This window comes from Brevundimonas viscosa, assembly GCF_900116065.1.
Taxonomy (GTDB): Bacteria; Pseudomonadota; Alphaproteobacteria; order Caulobacterales; family Caulobacteraceae; genus Brevundimonas; species Brevundimonas viscosa.
In genome coordinates this window covers 43846-60736 of sequence record NZ_FOZV01000005.1, presented here as the reverse complement: position 1 = coordinate 60736, position 16891 = coordinate 43846, and the positions used below count along the sequence as shown (strand labels likewise).

16 protein-coding genes are annotated in these 16891 nt (G+C 72.1%); 10 read left to right on the top strand and 6 right to left on the bottom strand.

Annotated features, from left to right (window positions below; translation table 11 throughout):
* Positions 1–114: 114 nt before the first annotated feature.
* Positions 115–1362: a lytic transglycosylase domain-containing protein gene (locus tag BM333_RS10405; RefSeq protein WP_245777232.1), complete on the bottom strand. Its 1248-nt coding sequence runs from the start codon at positions 1360–1362 to the stop codon at positions 115–117.
* A 162-nt stretch (positions 1363–1524) separates the two neighbouring features.
* On the opposite strand from BM333_RS10405, the gene BM333_RS16155 reads away from it, so the two are divergent.
* Entirely contained in the window at positions 1525–1941 is a 417-nt protein-coding gene (locus tag BM333_RS16155) for a hypothetical protein (RefSeq protein ID WP_245777231.1), read from the top strand.
* An 18-nt stretch (positions 1942–1959) separates the two neighbouring features.
* On the opposite strand, the gene BM333_RS10400 is transcribed toward BM333_RS16155, so the two are convergent.
* Complete coding sequence (locus BM333_RS10400; RefSeq protein ID WP_092310896.1) at positions 1960–2748, bottom strand: uracil-DNA glycosylase; 789 nt, start codon at positions 2746–2748, stop codon at positions 1960–1962.
* Positions 2749–2946: 198 nt separating this feature from the next.
* Between BM333_RS10400 and BM333_RS10395 the strand changes: the two genes are divergently transcribed.
* The 5 genes from BM333_RS10395 (at position 2947) to BM333_RS10375 (ending at position 9571) form a co-directional block, all read left to right on the top strand.
* A complete protein-coding gene (locus BM333_RS10395; protein ID WP_245777250.1) occupies positions 2947–4602 on the top strand; it encodes an electron transfer flavoprotein-ubiquinone oxidoreductase in 1656 nt (551 codons plus the stop codon).
* 56 nt (positions 4603–4658) lie between these two features.
* The gene (locus BM333_RS10390; protein ID WP_092310890.1) at positions 4659–6512 is read left to right on the top strand and encodes a tetratricopeptide repeat protein; all 1854 of its coding nucleotides are present in this window, start codon (positions 4659–4661) and stop codon (positions 6510–6512) included.
* A gap of 4 nt (positions 6513–6516) precedes the next feature.
* On the top strand, positions 6517–7383 hold the full coding sequence (locus BM333_RS10385; protein ID WP_092311550.1) for a 4-(cytidine 5'-diphospho)-2-C-methyl-D-erythritol kinase: 867 nt from the start codon (positions 6517–6519) through the stop codon (positions 7381–7383).
* A 139-nt stretch (positions 7384–7522) separates the two neighbouring features.
* On the top strand, positions 7523–8545 hold the full coding sequence (locus BM333_RS10380) for a fasciclin domain-containing protein (RefSeq protein WP_092310887.1): 1023 nt from the start codon (positions 7523–7525) through the stop codon (positions 8543–8545).
* A gap of 96 nt (positions 8546–8641) precedes the next feature.
* A complete protein-coding gene (locus BM333_RS10375) occupies positions 8642–9571 on the top strand; it encodes a hypothetical protein (RefSeq protein WP_092310884.1) in 930 nt (309 codons plus the stop codon).
* Between the two features lie 150 nt (positions 9572–9721).
* On the opposite strand, the gene BM333_RS10370 is transcribed toward BM333_RS10375, so the two are convergent.
* Positions 9722–10459 (bottom strand): polysaccharide deacetylase family protein, encoded by a 738-nt coding sequence (locus BM333_RS10370; RefSeq protein WP_092310881.1) that lies wholly within the window; start codon positions 10457–10459, stop codon positions 9722–9724.
* A 223-nt stretch (positions 10460–10682) separates the two neighbouring features.
* Here BM333_RS10370 and BM333_RS10365 point away from each other — a divergent pair, with 223 nt between their 5' ends.
* The 4 genes from BM333_RS10365 (at position 10683) to BM333_RS10350 (ending at position 14570) form a co-directional block, all read left to right on the top strand.
* Complete coding sequence (locus tag BM333_RS10365; RefSeq protein ID WP_092310878.1) at positions 10683–11579, top strand: glycine--tRNA ligase subunit alpha; 897 nt, start codon at positions 10683–10685, stop codon at positions 11577–11579.
* The gene (locus BM333_RS10360; protein WP_092310876.1) at positions 11576–11848 is read left to right on the top strand and encodes a hypothetical protein; all 273 of its coding nucleotides are present in this window, start codon (positions 11576–11578) and stop codon (positions 11846–11848) included. Before BM333_RS10365 ends, BM333_RS10360 begins: the two co-directional genes overlap by 4 nt.
* Positions 11848–14028: a glycine--tRNA ligase subunit beta gene (glyS, locus tag BM333_RS10355; RefSeq protein ID WP_092310873.1), complete on the top strand. Its 2181-nt coding sequence runs from the start codon at positions 11848–11850 to the stop codon at positions 14026–14028. Before BM333_RS10360 ends, glyS begins: the two co-directional genes overlap by 1 nt.
* Before the next feature lie 80 nt (positions 14029–14108).
* Entirely contained in the window at positions 14109–14570 is a 462-nt protein-coding gene (locus BM333_RS10350; RefSeq protein WP_092310870.1) for a DUF3592 domain-containing protein, read from the top strand.
* 1 nt (position 14571) lies between these two features.
* Here the strand turns inward: BM333_RS10350 and BM333_RS10345 are convergent, their stop codons facing one another.
* The 3 genes from BM333_RS10345 to xth all read right to left on the bottom strand — a co-directional run bounded on the left by BM333_RS10345 (position 14572) and on the right by xth (position 16869).
* Positions 14572–15477 (bottom strand): cobalamin biosynthesis protein CbiG, encoded by a 906-nt coding sequence (locus BM333_RS10345; protein ID WP_092310867.1) that lies wholly within the window; start codon positions 15475–15477, stop codon positions 14572–14574.
* A 76-nt stretch (positions 15478–15553) separates the two neighbouring features.
* Entirely contained in the window at positions 15554–16069 is a 516-nt protein-coding gene (locus tag BM333_RS10340; RefSeq protein ID WP_092310864.1) for a hypothetical protein, read from the bottom strand.
* A gap of 2 nt (positions 16070–16071) precedes the next feature.
* A complete protein-coding gene (gene xth, locus BM333_RS10335) occupies positions 16072–16869 on the bottom strand; it encodes an exodeoxyribonuclease III (protein ID WP_092310861.1) in 798 nt (265 codons plus the stop codon).
* Between the last annotated feature and the right edge of the window lie 22 nt (positions 16870–16891).

The window sequence follows — 16891 nt, the reverse complement described above, 5'->3', positions numbered from 1 at the left end:
GTCAGCCATGTCGATGCCCGCCCCACAGCCGCAAGCCCGCCGCCCCAGCCTGCTGGTCTATGGCCTGATGATCGTGGTCGCCTGCTGCCTGCCGGCGCTCCTGCTGGCGGGTCTCTAGCCGCCGGTGGCGGGAAGCGCCGCGACCTCGACCGGCTGCGCCGGCGCGGGTGGCGGGACCACATAGTCGAGGCTCAACGGAACCCGCGTAGCTCCCGCCGCCAGGGCCGCGAGCGTGTTCAGCGGCCGTCCGTTCATGCGCTGGTAGACCCAGTAGGCGGCGACCACCTTCTCGACGTAGTCCCGCGCCTGCGGCACGTCGATGGTCTCGATCAGCAGCAGCGGATCGGCGTCCTGGCCCAGCTTGCGCACCGCCGCGACCATGGGACCGGGGCCGGCATTGTAGGAGGCCGCAGCCCGCAGCAGATCGCCGTCGATCGCAGGCATGGACAGCACCCGCTGGATGTAGGCCTGTCCCAGCCGGGCGTTGACGTTCGGATCGTAGAGCCGTTCCGGGTCACTGACGAAGCCCCGGTCTCCGGACAGCTCCGCCGCCGTGGTCGGCATCACCTGCATCAGGCCGTACGCGCCGACAGAGGATCGCGCCCGTGCGTTGAAGTCGGTTTCCTTGCGGGCGATGGCGTAGACCAGCGACCGCTCGACGGTGAAACCGCCCTCCGGTTCGATCACCGGCTGGGGGTAACGGTCGGCGTCGATGCGTCGCGCTTCCTGGTCCGAGCCGGTGACCCGGGGGCCCAACGCCCGACCCAACGCCGCCCACAGCTCCCGGGCGCGGTTGTCGAGCGCCGAACGGAAGCCGGTGCGCAGCGCGTCGCGGGCATCCTCGCGCCGGCCGACCTCGTAGTAGGCGACCGTCCGCCGCGCCTCCGGATTGCTCTGCACGAAGGCATGCAGGTCCGCGGCCTCGACGCCGACGGGCTCGGTCGGCGTGTAGGCGGCGCGCTGCAGCGTGGCGGCGTAGGGGCGCGGGCCGAGGTTCTCTATCTCCGGCTCTTCGCCGAGCTGCGCCAGCGCGATCTGCCCGTAGAAGCTGGCCGGCCAGGCCGCGGCCCGGCGCAGCAGCGGCCGCACACGATCCTGCTGGCTCGAACGACCGGCCGAGCGGGCGGCCCAGAAGGCGGCCCCGGCCCGCACCCAGCCGTCCTCGGTCGGATCTTCCAGCACTCGCTCGAACGCGGCGGCGGCCCGCGCGAACTCGCCCTGCCGGTATTGCGCGAGGCCGACCGTCCACCAGTCGCCGATCTGCTCGCCCAAGGTCACAGCCCCGGCCAGATCGTCCCGGTTCAGGGCCACGCGAGCGGCGCGGGTCGGGTCGCCCTCGACGTTGCCGCCGGCTGCGGCCACGCCCGCCCAGCTGCGGCCGAAGAAGCGGGCCGGACGACGCGGCTCGGGAGCCCCGTCCGGCCGCCGCCGCAGAGCCAGGCTGTAGGCCCGGTCGGCGGGGGGCAGATCGGCGTACTCCTCCAGCCACGCCGCCAGTTCCTCGTAGGTGGCGGTGTAGTTGGGGTGGAACAGGCGCTCGAACTCGACCTGGCCCAGCAGGATGCGGTCCTGGGCCTGGCGCGCCGAGGCGCGGGCGGCCTCAAGGTCGCCGCGACGCAGGGCGTCGAAGGCGGTGGTGTAGCTGAGGCGATCGGCGGGACTCAGGGCGGAAATCGGCCGGTTCTAGGAACCTTCCGCATACGAGACGGCTTCTTCGGCTGCGGCCGTGTGTACGCCGCCCGCGAGGGCGAACGCGATCGCCAGCGTCGGCGCGAGCATGGCGCGGCGGAATTGAACACGCACTTGGCGGCCCCCCTTGGAGCGGCGGCGGAATCGTCTCGATTCGATCCGGCCGCGCGCCTTACGTTCGGTCGTCAGGCCGAAATGGCGCCACCGCGCCGGCCGGTGTCAAGTTCTGACGCCTTTTTGGGGCGCATTTGAGTCCGCCGGATGAACGCGTCAGGCGGGCTCGTCCAGCCGCGCAGCCAGCGACAGCAGGTCGCCCCAGACCGCCTTCTTGGCCATCGGCGTGCGCAGCAGGAAGGCCGGGTGCAGCGTCGGCAGCGCCGGCGCCGCCACTGCCCCTTCCGCCAGCCGCCACTCCTTCCACTGCCCGCGCAGCTTCATGATGCCCTCGTCGGTCCCCAGCACCGACTTGGACGCCGCCCCGCCGAGCAGCAGGACCGCCCGCGGCTTCAGCAGGGCGAAGGCCCGCTCGAGGAAGGGGGCGCACACCGCCTGTTCGGCCGGGGTCGGCGTGCGATTCCCGGGCGGCCGCCAGAAGACGGTGTTGGTGATGAACACCCGGCCCTCCAGCCCCGCCTCGCGCAGCATCCGGTCCAGCAGCTGGCCGGCCTTGCCGACGAAGGGCTGGCCCCGCGCATCCTCCTCCGCGCCGGGGCCCTCGCCGACGACCATCACCGGGGCCCGCGGGTCGCCCCGGCAGAACACCGCCTGCCGCGCCCCCAGACCGCGCAGCGGACAGCCTTCGAACGCGGCGATGGCCTCGCCGAGCGCCTCCAGCGAGTCCGCGCCGGCCGCCAGCCGACGGGCCTCGGCAATGGCGTCGCCGGCGGGAGCTTGCGCGACGACCGAGGCCGTCGCCTTCGCCACCGCCTTCACCGCCGGGGGCGGCGCCACATGGGTGCGATCGACGGGGGCGTCCTCGAAGCAGGCCTCGACCCCCGCGTCGCGCCAGAAGGCGAGCAGGCTCTCAGTGGCGGCGTTGTCGAGGGCGGCGGGGCTCATGGCGTTGCTTCTGGATAGTCCTTGACCACCCTCGCGTCACCTCTTGATAAGGCGCATACAACCGACACACCGACCGCGAGGGAATTCAGGGGCATGGCCGAGCAAGCGATCGAGGGCGGCGCGGCGAACGCGTGGCAGGAAGCCGTCATCGACAAGCTGCCGCCGCTGGAGGCGTTGGCGGGCGTCGAGCGCGAGGTCATGGAGTACGACGTGGTCATCGTCGGCGGCGGTCCCGCCGGCCTCGCCGCCGCCATCCGCCTCAAGCAGCGCGCGGAGAAGGACGGCCGCGAGGTGTCCGTCGCCGTGCTTGAGAAGTCGGCCGAGATCGGCGGCCACATCCTGTCGGGGGCGGTGATCGACCCGAAGGCGCTGACCGAGCTGTTCCCCGACTGGAAGGACCGCGGCGCGCCGCTGGAGACGCCGGTCACCCGGGACCGCTTCCTCGTGCTCGGCCCCCACGGCCAGGCCGACCTGCCGATGTTCGCCTTGCCGCCGCTGATGCACAACGACGGCTGCTACATCGCCTCCCTCGGCAACCTGTGCCGCTGGCTGGGCGAGCAGGCCGAGGCGCTCGGCGTCGAGGTCTATCCGGGCATGGCCGCCAGCCACGTGGTCTGGGACGAGCCGACCGGCCGGGTGAAGGGCGTGGTCGCCGGCGTCTTCGGCATCGACCGCGAGGGCGAGCCGACCGGCGAATTCCAGCCGGGCCTCGAGCTGCACGGCAAATACGTCTTCATCGCCGAGGGCGTCCGCGGCTCGCTGGCCAAGACCATCATGGCCCGCCACAACCTCTGTGACAAAGCAGAGCCGCAGAAGTTCGGCATCGGCATCAAGGAGCTGTGGCAGGTCCCGGCGGAGAAGCACCAGCCCGGACTGGCCCAGCACACCACCGGCTGGCCGCTCGACGAAAACACCGGCGGCGGCAGCTTCATGTACCACTTCGGCGACCGCTACGTGGCCGTGGGCTATGTGGTGCACCTGAACTACCGCAACCCCTTCCTGTCGCCGTTCGACGAGTTCCAGCGCTTCAAGCATCACCCGGCGATCAGCGAGCATCTGGAGGGCGGCACGCGCATCTCCTACGGCGCACGCGCCATCACCGAGGGCGGCTTCCAGTCGGTGCCGAAGCTCAGCTTCCCCGGCGGCGCCCTGATCGGCTGCTCGGCCGGGTTCGTGAACGTGCCGCGCATCAAGGGCAGCCACAACGCCATGAAGACCGGCATGCTGGCCGCCGACGCCGCCTTCGACGCGCTGGCCGCCGGCCGCGGCGGCGACGAACTGGTCGAGTACCAGGCCGCCTACGAGGACAGCTGGGTCCATCGTGAGCTCAAGCGTGTCCGCAACGCCAAGCCGCTGCTGTCGAAGTTCGGCACCACCCTCGGCGGCGCGCTCGGCCTGTTCGACATGTGGTTCCAGACCCTGTTCGGCGGCTTCTCCCTGTTCGGCACCATGAAGCACGGAAAGACCGACGCCGCCTCGACCGAACCGGCGTCGAAGCATAGCCCGATCGCCTATCCCAAGCCCGACGGGAAGCTCAGCTTCGACAAGCTGTCCTCGGTGTTCGTTTCCAACACCAACCACGCCGAGGACCAGCCGGCCCACCTCAAGCTGCTCGACCCCTCGGTGCCGATCCGGGTCAACCTGCCGAAGTACGGAGAGCCGGCGCGCCTCTACTGCCCGGCGGGGGTCTACGAGGTCGTCTACGGCGACGAGGCGGCGAAGACCGATCCGCGCTTCGTCATCAACGCCCAGAACTGCGTCCACTGCAAAACCTGCGACATCAAGGATCCGTCGCAGAACATCGTCTGGACCACGCCCGAGGGCGGCGGCGGCCCGAACTATCCGAATATGTGACGCGGGGCGGGCGAGGGGCCTTGCCGCCGCCGCATAATCCGGGAAGGCTCCCGGCCATGCGCCTCTCCGCCCTTCGCCTGCTCCTGACCGGTTGCGCCGCCCTGGCGCTGGCGCCTGTCGCCGTTGCGCAGGACGCCCCGGTGATCGTCGACCCGCCCCTGTCGCCGCCGGCGGTCGTCATCCCGCCTGCGGAAGCGGTCGATCCCTCCGAGGCGCTCCCGCCCGCAGTGGTCCCGATCGACGAGGAAGTCGAGGAAGCGCCGCCCGCCCCGCCGATCCCGGCCGAATGGGCCCCGGTGCCGCTCGACCCGGCCGGCCGCTCCGCCTATGGCCTCTATCTCTCCGGGCGCGTCGCCGGCATCCGCGGCGCGCGCGCCGACGCCGCCGAGTTTCTGGCCCGCAGCCACGCCCTGACCCCGGAGCAGCCGGTCATCGGCGAGGAAGCGTTCCGCGCCGCCCTGTTCACCGGCGACCTCGAGACCGTCGTGCGCCTGACCCCGATGGTCGAGAGCACGCCCCTGTTCGCCGACGCCGGCCGACTGTTCGCGGTGATCCGCCTGCTCGATCAGGGCGACGGCGCCGGGGCGCGGGCGGCGTTGCAGGACCGCCCGTTCGGGGCCCCCTATGGATCGGTGGCGCGCTACCTCCTGCCGGCCGTCAACGCCGCCGCCGGCGACTGGGACGCCGCCCTCCAGCCGGTCCAGGCCGCGCCGGGTGATCCCGCCGGTCTGGTGCTCAGGCTGCAGCGGGCCCGCTTGCTCGAGCTGCGGCGCCGTCACGAGGAGGCGGACGCCGAGTATCAGGCGCTGATGGCGCTTCCCGAGGGCGTGCGGCTGTTCGGTGTCGCCTATGGCGAATTCCTCGAGCGCCGGGGACGTCGCGCCGAGGCCGAAGCCCGCTATCGCGCCTCGCTGGCCGGACCGGGGCCCGAGCCGGCCGCCCTGCGCGGGCTGGAGCGCCTCCAGCGGCGTGCACGGCCGCCGGCGGCGCCCTCGGTGACCGCCAACGCCGCAGACGCCCTTGTCTTCGCCGCCATGGAGGTCACCGAGTACGACCTTCACGAGCTTGCTGCGATCTACCTCCGGCTGGCCCTGGCTCTGGATCCGGAGGATTCGACGGCGCTTCGTCTCGGGCACGCCTTCGCCGGCGCCGAACAGGAGGCTCCGGCGCAGGCGGCCTTTCTCAGCGTTAGCGAGGCCGATCCCATCGTCCATGCCGGGGCCCAGTACAATCTCGGCCTCAGCCTGCGCCGACAGGATCGGCCGGCCGAGGCGCTCGCCGCCCTCCGCCGCGCCGACGCGGCTGCGCCCGGGCAGGTTCTGATCGCGCTGGAGCTGGCGGGCCAGTTGCTGGCGAACGGCGAGCCCGCCGAGGCGCTGACCATCCTCGACCGCCCGATGCTGAACACCGCCGACCAGCCCGCCGCGACGCGGTTCCTCAGAGGCAATGCCCTGCATCTGCTCGGCCGGATCGAGGAGGCCGAAGCGGAGCTCTGGGCCGCGTTGCAGGCGCAGCCCGACGATCCCGCGTTGCTGAACTACCTTGGTTATCTGTGGGTCGACACCGGCCGACGGGTGGACCAGGGGGCGGAGATGATCGCGCGCGCCCATGCCGCCGAGCCGGACAACGGCAACATCCAGGACTCGCTCGGCTGGGCCCAGTACCGTCAGGGGCTCTATGAAGCGGCGGTCGAGACGCTGGAAGGCGCCGTGGAGAAGGAGCCGGCCAACGCCGAGATCAACGACCACCTCGGCGACGCCTACTGGCGCGTCGGCCGCCGGCGCGAGGCCGAATGGCAGTGGAGCCGGGTCCTGACGCTCGACCCCGATGCGGACCGGCGCGCCGCCGTCGAGCGCAAGCTGGCCGAGGGGCTGGGCGACCCCGCGCCCGCGGCCGCGGCCGGCGCCTGACCGCATGTCCATGCGGACGGCGCTCGCGCCCGCCAAGGTCAACCTTTTCCTGCATGTCGGGCCGGTCGATTCGGACGGCTACCACCCGCTCGCCAGCCTGGTCGCCTTCGCCGACGTCGGCGACCGCGTCTCCGTCGCGCCCGCCGATGGTCTGTCGCTGACGGTCGAGGGGCCCTTCGCCGCGGCGCTGGCCGGCGAAGCCGACAACCTGATCCTGCGGGTCCTGCGGCGGCTCGGAGAGGCGGCGGGGATCGGCGAGCCGCCGCTGGCGATCACCCTCGACAAACGCCTGCCCGTCGCGGCGGGACTGGGCGGCGGCTCGGCGGACGCCGGCGCGGCCCTGAAACTGGCCCGCGACGCGCTCGGCCTCGTCCTCGACGACGCGGCTCTCGCCGACATCGCCGGCCTGGTCGGCGCCGATGGCCCCATGTGCCTGCACGCGCGCGCCGCCTGGGCCGAGGGGCGGGGAGACCGCCTCGCCTTCGAACCGGCGCTGCCCCCGCTTCCGGCGCTGCTCGTGAACCCCGGCGTGCCGTCGCCGACGGCCGTCGTCTACCGCGCCTTCGACGCCGGTCCGGCCGCCGCCGCCGATCGTCCCGCGCCGCCGCGCGACTGGACGCCCGGAACCGTGATCGACTGGCTGGGTGAGCAGCGCAACGACCTCCAGGCCCCGGCCGTCGCCCTTCAGCCCCTGATCGGCGAGGTGCTCGCCGAGTTCGCCGGCCTGCCCAGCGCGCGACTGGTCCGCATGTCCGGCTCAGGCGCAACCGTCTTCGCCCTGTTCGACGCCCCGTCCGACGCTACGGCCGCCGCGGCGATGCTGCGGGCCCTTCGCCCGGATTGGTGGATCGCGCCGACGCTTCTGGGCTGAGCCTGGCCCGCATCCGGCGGCCTCCCGGCCGCCGCCCGGGGAACCGGGTTCGCCGTTCCGCCTTTCAACCGCATCGCACACCCTGCGCGACCGCGTCCGATCTCCCCTTCGCGGCCCGCGCCTGAAGAAGGGATACCTCATGCCTCGTTCGATGCTCCTCGCCGCGACCGCCGCCTCTGCCCTGCTGGCGGCGCCGGCCGTCCTCGCCCAGACGCCGCCGCAAGACCCCCCGGCACAGGCGGAGCCCGCTCCCGCCGCTGCGACGCAATCCACCGAAACCGCCCAGGCTTCGTCAGCGGAGAGCGCCTCGGTGATCGACGTGCTCCGTGCTCGCGGCGGGTTCACCACCCTGCTGGCGGCGCTCGACCGGGCGGGCCTGACCGAAACCCTGGCCAGCCGTCCCGCGATCTCGATCTTCGCCCCGACCGACGCCGCCTTCGCCGCCCTGCCCGAGGAAGAGCGGACCCGGCTGCTCGACCCGGCCAACGCCGCCGAGCTGCGCGAGCGGCTGCTCTACCATGTGATCGTCGCCGATGTGGCCTCGGGACAGATTGAGGGCACGCGCGGCGGCGTCCAGACCGCGGCGCAGACCGAGGTCCAGCTGGATGGCACCGGCGACTCCATCAAGGTCGACCGGGCCACGGTGGTGCAGGCCGACATCGGCGCCGCCAACGGCGCGATCTTCGCCATCGACCAAGTGCTCGACCCCGGCCGTTCACTCGCCGCCATGGGCGATTCCGAGGCCGCGGCCGGAAGCGCCGCGGTCGTTGAAACCCCCGCCGAGGCTCCCGCGGACGAGGCCGTCGCCGAGGAGGCGCCGCGGACCACGCCGCCCACTCTCCCGGCCGAGCGCACCGCTCCGGACGCGGCCCCGACCGCCGCGCCCTCGCCGGCCACGGCCAATCCGGCCCCTGCCGCGCCGACCGCGCCGGACACCGCCCCGACGCCGGGCGCGGCCCCCGCCGCCGCCTCGACTCCGGCCGGCGCCGCCCCGCCTGCAGGCGTGGCCGCGACGACCCGCTCCGCCGCACAGACCGCGCCGACGGCCCGGCCGGCCGCGCGCGTGGTCACGGTGCAGTCGCCGCCGGTGCGGAACCCCACCGACGGTCAGGTCGATGACGAGGAGGACCCGCTCAACCCGGCCCCGACGCCGGACGAGTGAACGCGGGCGGGGTCCTGGCGAGGCGGCGGGGCCTGGCCCGCCGCCCTTCGGCTGGCGCTTAACGGTTGGCGAACCGCCGTTGCGTAAGCTGGCGGCATGGACCTGCTGACCCACGCCCAGATCGCCGCCTTCGAGGCCGTCCTCGGCCGGGTGACCGCCGACGACCGCGCCAAGCTCCATGCGCTCAAGGACGCCGCCGCCGCCGCCGCCGAAGCCGCTGCGCCGCACTGGGACTTCGACCAGCCGGCCCACCGGGCCGAGGAGGCGCTGCAGGCCGCCTTCGGCCCCGCTCTGACCGACGACCATCGCCGCGCCCTCGTCGCCCTGTGGGCGCTGGAGATGCCGGCCCGCGTCCCCGCCGCCGACCTGCCGCCAGCGGTGCTGGAGCTCTATCCCGAGTGGATTGGCCGGCTGTCCGACTTCCTGACCGCCGCCGCCGACCCGTACGACCGGGACTTCTGGGCCAAGGACGTGCGTATCGCGCTGGTGCTCAGCGTGCCCGGCGCCCGCACCCAGATGATCGACCTGTCCTCTCCCATGGGCCCGGGCCAGGTGCTGCGTCACGCCCGCGAGGGCTGGGGCTGGTCGGTGATCCCGGCCTACGCCGCCGCCCAGGCCTGGAAGCCGTGGCTGGAGGTGCACACCGAGAGCCGCGAGCTGTCCGACTTCAACGAGGCCGGCTGGGACCGCGCCTGGGCCACCGCCGCCGAGATCCTCAGGCGCCGCCCGTACATGGCCGGCATGCTCGGCTCCAGCTGGTTCTACGATCCGCCGCTGGAGCAGATCAGCCCGCGCCTCGCCTACCTGCGCGTCAATCCGCTCAGGCACGGGGCCTTCATGGTCCACCAGGGGCCCGGCGAGATCCACACGATACGCGCCTCGACCTCGTCGCCGACCCGCAAGGCGCTGATCGAGGAGGGCAAGTACACGGCCCGCTCATGGATCGTGGCATGGCCGCGCGCGGCGCTGATCAGGTGGGCGGACGGGCGGAGCGCGCAGCAGCAGGATCAGGCCGTCGCCGCCTGAACTTCCTTCTCGCCTTTGGGGAGAAGGTGTCTCGCGGAGCGAGACGGATGAGGGGTAAGCCGGCCCGTGGCTGACTGTGGGCCGGCCTCTCTCATCCCCCTCATCCGAGCGGCTCCGCCGCCCACCTTCTCCCCCGAGGGGAGAAGGAAGTCAGGTCCGCATCTTTTCCCACGCCGCCGCCACCGGCAGGACCTCCAGCCCGGCGGCCTTCGCCAGCCGCAGCACCCGGTCCAGATCTGCCGGCGTGCAGCCGTAGTCCGTGGGATCGTCCGATACGTCGTGCCCATAGGCCGTCAGCCAGCCGCGCCGCTCCGCCGCTTCGGCCATCAGCGCCTCGAGGTCGTAGGCGGGCAGGCGCCGGCTCTCCAGACCGATCGACCTGATCAGCCCGCGATCCTCTCGCCCGGCGTTGACCCCGTCGCGCACCCCCCGCGCCAGCTCGAACCGCCCGCGCACATAGCGCTTGGCCTCGACCGAGCAGTCGCCGAACGGCCAGGCGAAGGTGGTCATGCGGTGCCCGTCCAGCCGCTCCGCCACCCAGCCGGCGTTGGCGTCGAGGCTGAGCCGCAGCGCCTCGCGGCTCATCCTGAGAGCGCTGGTGTGCCCATAGGTGTGGCAGCCGACCTCGTGACCGGCGGCGTGCAGCGCCTGCAGGTGCTCCAGCCGGTACTGGTCGCGGTCCATGTTCCGGCCGCCGCACAGGCCGCCGCAGACGTAGTAGGTCGCCTTGGTCCCGTGCTCGGCAAGGATCGGCCCGGCCTCGGTCCAGGCGGTGGCGGGGAAGTCGTCGAAGCTGAGCGAGAAGATCCCGCGCGCGGGGGCGATCTCCACCGCCTCGACGTCGAGGTGGCGCGCGGCCCGGCGGCGCATCTGGTCGATCAGCTGCATGGCCCCGGCATAGCGGGGCAGCTTTAAAATTCCTTCTCCCCTTGCGGGAGAAGGTGGCGGCCGAAGGCCGACGGATGAGGGGTCGCACCTGCGATGAGAGTCATCGCCCCCATCCGACCTCGCTCCGCTCGGCCACCTTCTCCCGCAAGGGGAGAAGGGCGGCGCTGCCTTGCCCGTCCAGGGCCGCCCGTCTAGGGTCCGCCGCCTTCTTCCCCGGGACGAAATGCCTGCCGTGACGACCGAGCCGCTCGCCTTCCAGGACCTCATCCTGACGCTCCACAGGTACTGGGGCGACCAGGGCTGCGCCATCCTGCAGCCCTACGACATCGAGGTCGGGGCCGGCACCCTGCACCCGGCCACCGTGCTGCGCGCCCTCGGGCCGCGCCCGTGGAAGGCCGCCTACGTCCAGCCCAGCCGCCGCCCCGGCGACGGACGCTACGGCGAAAATCCCAATAGATTACAGCACTATTATCAGTATCAGGTCATTCTGAAGCCGAACCCGGACAACCTGCAGGAGCTCTATCTCGGGTCGCTGAAGGCGATCGGGATCGATCCCAAGCTGCACGACATCCGCTTCGTCGAGGACGACTGGGAGAACCCCACGGTCGGCGCCTGGGGACTCGGCTGGGAGGTGTGGTGCGACGGCATGGAGGTGACCCAGTTCACCTACTTCCAGGGCGTCGGCGGCATCGAGGTGGACGTCGTCTCGGGCGAGCTGACCTACGGCCTCGAGCGGCTGGCCATGTACGTGCAGGGCGTCGACAACGTCTACGACCTGAAGTTCACGAAGGAAGGCGTCACCTACGGCGAGGTCTTCCTCGAGAACGAGCGCCAGCAGTCCGAGGCCAACTTCCACGGCTACGACGTCGACGGCCTCAAGCGCCGCTTCGAGGACATGGTGGCCGAGGTCGAGCGCTTCCTCGCCATGAAGGGCCCGCAGGGCCAGGCCCTGGTCCTGCCCGCCTACGACCAGGTCCTCAAGGCCTCGCACCTGTTCAACCTGATGGACGCCCGCGGCGCCATCGCCGTCGCCGAACGGCAGAGCTACATCGGCCGCATCCGCGACCTGTGCAAGGCGTGCGCGACAGAGTGGGTGGAACAGGAAAGGGCGCGGGCGTGACGGGGGAGGAGCTGGATCGCTTCGATCGCGCCACCCGCGCCGCGCCCGGGCAGATCGTGCGCGCCCGACGGCTGCGCGCGGCGCGCCAGGACTTGGCGCGAGAGACGCCGGCGTCTTCCAGCCTCGCCGCCGACCGGCCTGCCGCCACCCCCTCCCAACCCTCCCCCGTCGAGGGGGAGGGCTTCGCCAATCACCCTGTGCCGAACACGTCCTCGGGAACGGCTCTCTGGCGCGCCCGCCACCGTTGGGTGCGAGACGACGAAAACTGATGCCCCAGCTCCTTCTCGAACTGTTCTCCGAAGAGATCCCCGCCCGCATGCAGGGGGGCGCCGCGCGCGATCTGGAGCGCATGGCCGCCGACCGCCTCAAGGCCGCCGGTCTGACCTACGAGGCGCTGACCACCTTCGCCGGGCCGCGGCGCCTGACCCTCGTGGTCGAGGGCCTGCCGGCCGCCACGCCCGATCGCGAAGAAGAGCTGAAGGGGCCCAAGACCTCGGCTCCGGAGCAGGCGCTGGAGGGCTTCCTGCGCAAGACCGGCCTGACCCGCGAGCAGCTGGTCGAGCGCGACGGCGTCTTCTTCGCCATGCTCAGCTCGAAGGGCCAGCGCACCGCCGACCTGGTCCCGGCCATGGTCGACCAAATCGTGCGTGGCTTCCCGTGGCCCAAGTCGATGCGCTGGGGGACCGGGACGCTGCGCTGGGTGCGGCCGCTGAAGCGCATCGTGGCTCTGTTCGACGGCGCCGTGGTTCCGTTCGACATCGACGGAATCGCGAGCGGCGACGTCACCGAAGGCCACCGCTTCCTCGGCTCCGGCCGGCCGTTCGCGGTGAAGGACTTCGCCGACTACCGCCGGAAGCTGGAGGCCGAGCACGTCCTGCTCGACGCCGCCGACCGCCGGCTGCGCATCCTCGAGGCGGCGCAGAAGGTGTGCAGCAACCGCGGCCTCGCCCTCGTCGACGACGACGGCCTGCTCGACGAGGTGGCCGGCCTGGCCGAATGGCCGACCCCCATCCTCGGCGACATGGACCCGCAGTTCCTCGACCTGCCGCCCGAGGTGGTGCAGCTGTCGATGAAGGTGCACCAGAAGTATTTCGCCGTCCGCGACCCGGCCACGCACCGGCTGGCCCCGCACTTCGTGGTGGTGGCCAACGTCGAGGCGACCGACGGCGGCAGGGCCCTGGCCGCCGGCAACAGCCGCGTCCTGTCCGCCCGCCTGAACGACGCCCGCTTCTTCTGGGACGAGGACCGCAAGCCGGGCAATTTCGACGCCTGGCTGAAGAAGCTGGAGGGGGTCACCTTCCACGCGAAGCTGGGGACCATGGCCGAGCGCGTCGAGCGCATCGCGGCCCTGGCCCGCGAAATCGCCCCCTTGGTCGGGACCGACCCGGACCAGGCCGAGCAGGCCGCCCGCCTCGCCAAGGCCGATCTGGCCTCGGGCATGGTCGGGGAATTCCCGGAACTGCAGGGGATCATGGGCGGCTACTACGCCCGGGCCGACCACGGCGACGCCGTCGCCGACGCCGTCCGCGACCATTATAAGCCGCAAGGCCCTTCTGACGCCGTCCCGACCGCGCCGCTGACGGTGGCCGTGGCGCTGGCCGACAAGCTCGACACACTCGTCGGCTTCTTCGCCATCGACGAGAAGCCGACCGGCTCCAAGGACCCGTTCGCCCTGCGCCGCGCGGCGCTGGGGGTAATCCGGCTGGTGCTGGAGAATGATGTCCGGTTCGACGATTTCGAAACGAGCATTCAGGACTGGATCGGCGAGTATTTCGCAGAACGACGCGCGTTGCCGGGTTTCGCCGCTGCGGACGCCGCCGACTTCGCAAAGCTGCGCGCTCGTCCCGAAGTCGCGGACGCGCGGTGGGTCGGAGCGGAGTACGATAGCCGCGGGGTTGTGCAGGCGCTGGTGGCCCATTCGACGCCAAAGGATATTCTCGCCTTCTTCGCCGACCGCCTGAAGGTCCTCCTGCGCGACCAGGGCAAGCGTCACGACCTCGTCGACGCCGTCTTCGCCCTCGGCGACGACGACCTCGTCCGCATTGTGCGGCGGGTCGAGGCGCTGGACGCCTTCCTCGCCACCGACGACGGGGCCAACCTGCTGGCCGGCCACCGCCGCGCCTCCAACATCCTCAAGGCCGAGGCGAAGAAGGGCGAGCTGCCGACCGGCATGGTCCAGACCGGCCTGCCCGGCCAGCCGGAAGCCGAGACCGCCCTGGCCTTCGCCGTCGGCGCGGCCCGCACGGCGGTGGACGCGGCTCTGGAGCGCGAGGACTTCGCCGCCGCCATGACCGCTCTCGCCGGCCTGCGCGCGCCGGTCGACGCCTTCTTCGACCAGGTGATGGTCAACTCCGAGGTCCCGGCCGAGCGGGAGAACCGGCTGAAGCTGCTCGGTCAGGTCCGCGACGTCATGGGCCGGGTCGCCGACTTCGGCCGCATCGCCGGCTGACGCGAAGGGACTCGACGAAGCCCGTCAGGGTTGCTGGAGTGGCTGAGTTCTCGTGAGTCGCCCGGGGAGGGGCGAAGCCCATGACGATGCTCGTCTATCTGGTCGGCCTGGCGATTGTCGCCCTGATCTGGTTCCTGCACCTCCGCACCGCGAGGAAGGCCGAGGCCGCCGCCGCCTGGCCGAGCGTCACCGGCACGGTCCAGTCCTCGGCGGTAAGCGACAAGGTCGAGACCGATTCCGAGGGCGACAGCGAGACCGCCTGGTATCCGGAGGTCGCCTACGCCTGGACCGTCAACGGCCAGAACTACACCGGCCGGCGCATCCAGTTCGGCGAAACCCCGCGCTTCACCCGCGAGGCGGCCGCCCGGGCCGTCTGCGACCGCTACCGCGCCGGCGCCTCCGTACCGGTGCGCTACGACCCGGCCAACCCGGCCGAGGCGGTGCTGGAGACGAAGAAGCCGTCGCCGTTCAAGGCCGTGCTCTTCACCGTGGTGGTGCTGGTCCTCACCGTGATCATCGGCTCGGTGTTCGGCGCGGCCTGATTCAGGCCCCGAGGATCCAGCCCTCTTCCTGTTCGACCCGGGCGATCAGGGCCTCGTCGGCGCCCTTGGGCGGGGCGAAGGCCTTCGCCAGCTCGCCGGCCTCGTCCATCTTCGCCAGCGCCTCGGCGGTCGCCCGCACCTGGGCCTGATCCCTGAACTCGCCCGGCTGCGGCTTGCCGTCGAACATCGACGGCCAGACCTCGACCACCAGCGCCGACAGCGGCTCCACGTCCGCCGTGTCCAGCGCCCGCCAGCCGGTCCCGAAGGGCCACACCGCGCCCGACGGGCCGAGGCTCTCCAGCAGGCGGCGCACCATGGGCGCCCCGACCAGCGTCTGGCCGCCGACCGCGCCGGCCCCGTGCATCTGCCACACCGACTTGGGCTGCAGCTTGCCCTTGCGGGCCGCCGCCTCTGTCGCCCGGAGCTCCGGGATGTCGGCGCCCGCGCCGGCCGGCGGCTTGGTGGTCGTCAGCCAGCGCTGCGCCTGCTTGGCCGGCGCGCCCCAGAACGGCCAGGCCTCGTCGGTCATCAGCCGGTTCATCTTGGCCGCCACCTGGTAGCGGTTGTTGGTGTTGTCGGCCTTGTCGACCACGTTCGAGGCGAGGAATTTCCACATCGCCTGCCACGGCGTCCCGGACAGCTTCAGCCGCTCCGCCGTCCCGGCGGGGAAGCCCAGGTTGAAGTCGAACCCGACCAGCACCCGGTCGCCGCGCTTGCGGTGCTCCGAGATCAGCCGGTTGAGCAGCGCCTCGCCCTCGGCCCGCGTCGCCGTGTTGTGGGTCTCGGTGTAGAGGCGGAAGCGCACGTCGCGCTTGGCCACTCCGATCCACACCGACTGGTCGCCGAGTTTCTTGCCCTCGGCGGCGGTCCAGTCGGCGATGATGACGGCGTCGAACAGGCGGGCCACGGAGGCGCTCCTTGAATACTCGGACAATGAAGGGACGGGGGCTTCTAGCGTTCCGGCGTGCGCGGCGGAAGGGCGCTCAGCCCTTCAGCAGCGCTTCGAGATGCGACAACCAGCGGCGCCCCAGCCGCAGCGCCTCGCCGGGCGAACCTGTCTGCACCGGCAGGGTCGCGTCCCACAGCGCCAGCTCGAACTCCGGGTGCCTTGCGTCCGCGAACATCAGCCGCAGCACCACCTGGCCGGCGTCGGGCGCCATGACGTCCAGCGACTTGCGCGCCTCGCCGCGCCGCACGCGGGCCACCACGTGGCCGTCGACGATGACCTCGCCGCCCTCGATCTCGTCGAAGGCGTAGACCAGCCCCATGGCGCCGCGGTTCCACAACACGGCGATCTGCGCGCCGTCGAAGTCGAGCCCGGCGGCGCGCCCCTCCGCCGGCGACAGGGCCTCGGCCTCGGGGACGACGCCGAGAGACTTCAGCAGCGCGCGTTTCATGCGCCGCACCGGCTCCATCCACCACGCCAGCAGCAGGGCGCCGGTCGTCAACGCCGCCGCCGCCAGGGCCGCCAGCAGCACGAGCCGGAGAGACTCGGCCACCGTCAGTCCTCCAGATCGACCACCACCGGCACGTGGTCCGACGGCTTGTCCATGTCCCGGGCCTCGCGGTGGGTCTCGACGCCGCGGAAGCGGTCGGCGGCCTGCGGCGACAGCAGGTGGAAGTCGATGCGGATGCCGTGGTCGCGCTGCCAGGCCCCGGCCTGGTAGTCCCAGAAGGTGAAGGTCCCCGGCGGCTGCTTGCCGAGTTCGCCGGCGTCGTAGAGCCCGAGGTGACGCAGGGCGCGGAAGGCCGCCTGGCTCTCGGGCTGGTACAGGGCGTCGCCGACCCAGGCCGAGGGATTGCGGGCGTCCTCCGGCGTCGGGATGACGTTATAGTCGCCGCACAGGGTGAAGGCCTCCTCATCGGCGAGGAGGGTGCGGGCGTGCGCCTGCAGCCGGTCGAACCAGGCCAGCTTGTAGGCGAACTTCGCCGTGCCGATCGGATTGCCGTTGGGCAGGTACAGGCAGCCGACCCGCACCGGCCGCGAGGTCTCGATCACCGCCTCGATGTAGCGCGCCTGCTCGACCTCGGCCTCGTGGCCCGACGCATCGACCCCCGGCAGCCCGCGGCGGACGTCGCTCATAGGGTGCTTCGAGAGCAGGGCGACGCCGTTGTAGCTCTTCTGGCCGTGCGTCTCGATGTTGTAGCCCAGGTCCTCGATGGCCTCGCGCGGGAACTTCTCGTCCAGGCATTTGATCTCCTGGAGCCCGACCACGTCCGGCTGCGCCGCCTCGAGCCACGCCAGCACCGTCGGCAGGCGGGCGTTGACCGAGTTCACGTTCCAGGTGGCGATGCGCATGCGCCATGCCTACGCCGTATCG

Coding starts and splice junctions, on each gene's coding strand:
- BM333_RS10385 (WP_092311550.1), top strand. CDS start 6,517: ATGTCCATGCGGACGGCGCTCGCGCCCGCCAAGGTCAACCTTTTCCTG.
- BM333_RS10390 (WP_092310890.1), top strand. CDS start 4,659: ATGCGCCTCTCCGCCCTTCGCCTGCTCCTGACCGGTTGCGCCGCCCTG.
- BM333_RS10380 (WP_092310887.1), top strand. CDS start 7,523: ATGCCTCGTTCGATGCTCCTCGCCGCGACCGCCGCCTCTGCCCTGCTG.
- xth (WP_092310861.1), bottom strand. CDS start 16,869: ATGCGCATCGCCACCTGGAACGTGAACTCGGTCAACGCCCGCCTGCCG.
- glyS (WP_092310873.1), top strand. CDS start 11,848: ATGCCCCAGCTCCTTCTCGAACTGTTCTCCGAAGAGATCCCCGCCCGC.
- BM333_RS10375 (WP_092310884.1), top strand. CDS start 8,642: ATGGACCTGCTGACCCACGCCCAGATCGCCGCCTTCGAGGCCGTCCTC.
- BM333_RS10395 (WP_245777250.1), top strand. CDS start 2,947: ATGGAGTACGACGTGGTCATCGTCGGCGGCGGTCCCGCCGGCCTCGCC.
- BM333_RS10350 (WP_092310870.1), top strand. CDS start 14,109: ATGACGATGCTCGTCTATCTGGTCGGCCTGGCGATTGTCGCCCTGATC.
- BM333_RS10365 (WP_092310878.1), top strand. CDS start 10,683: ATGCCTGCCGTGACGACCGAGCCGCTCGCCTTCCAGGACCTCATCCTG.
- BM333_RS10400 (WP_092310896.1), bottom strand. CDS start 2,748: ATGAGCCCCGCCGCCCTCGACAACGCCGCCACTGAGAGCCTGCTCGCC.
- BM333_RS10370 (WP_092310881.1), bottom strand. CDS start 10,459: ATGCAGCTGATCGACCAGATGCGCCGCCGGGCCGCGCGCCACCTCGAC.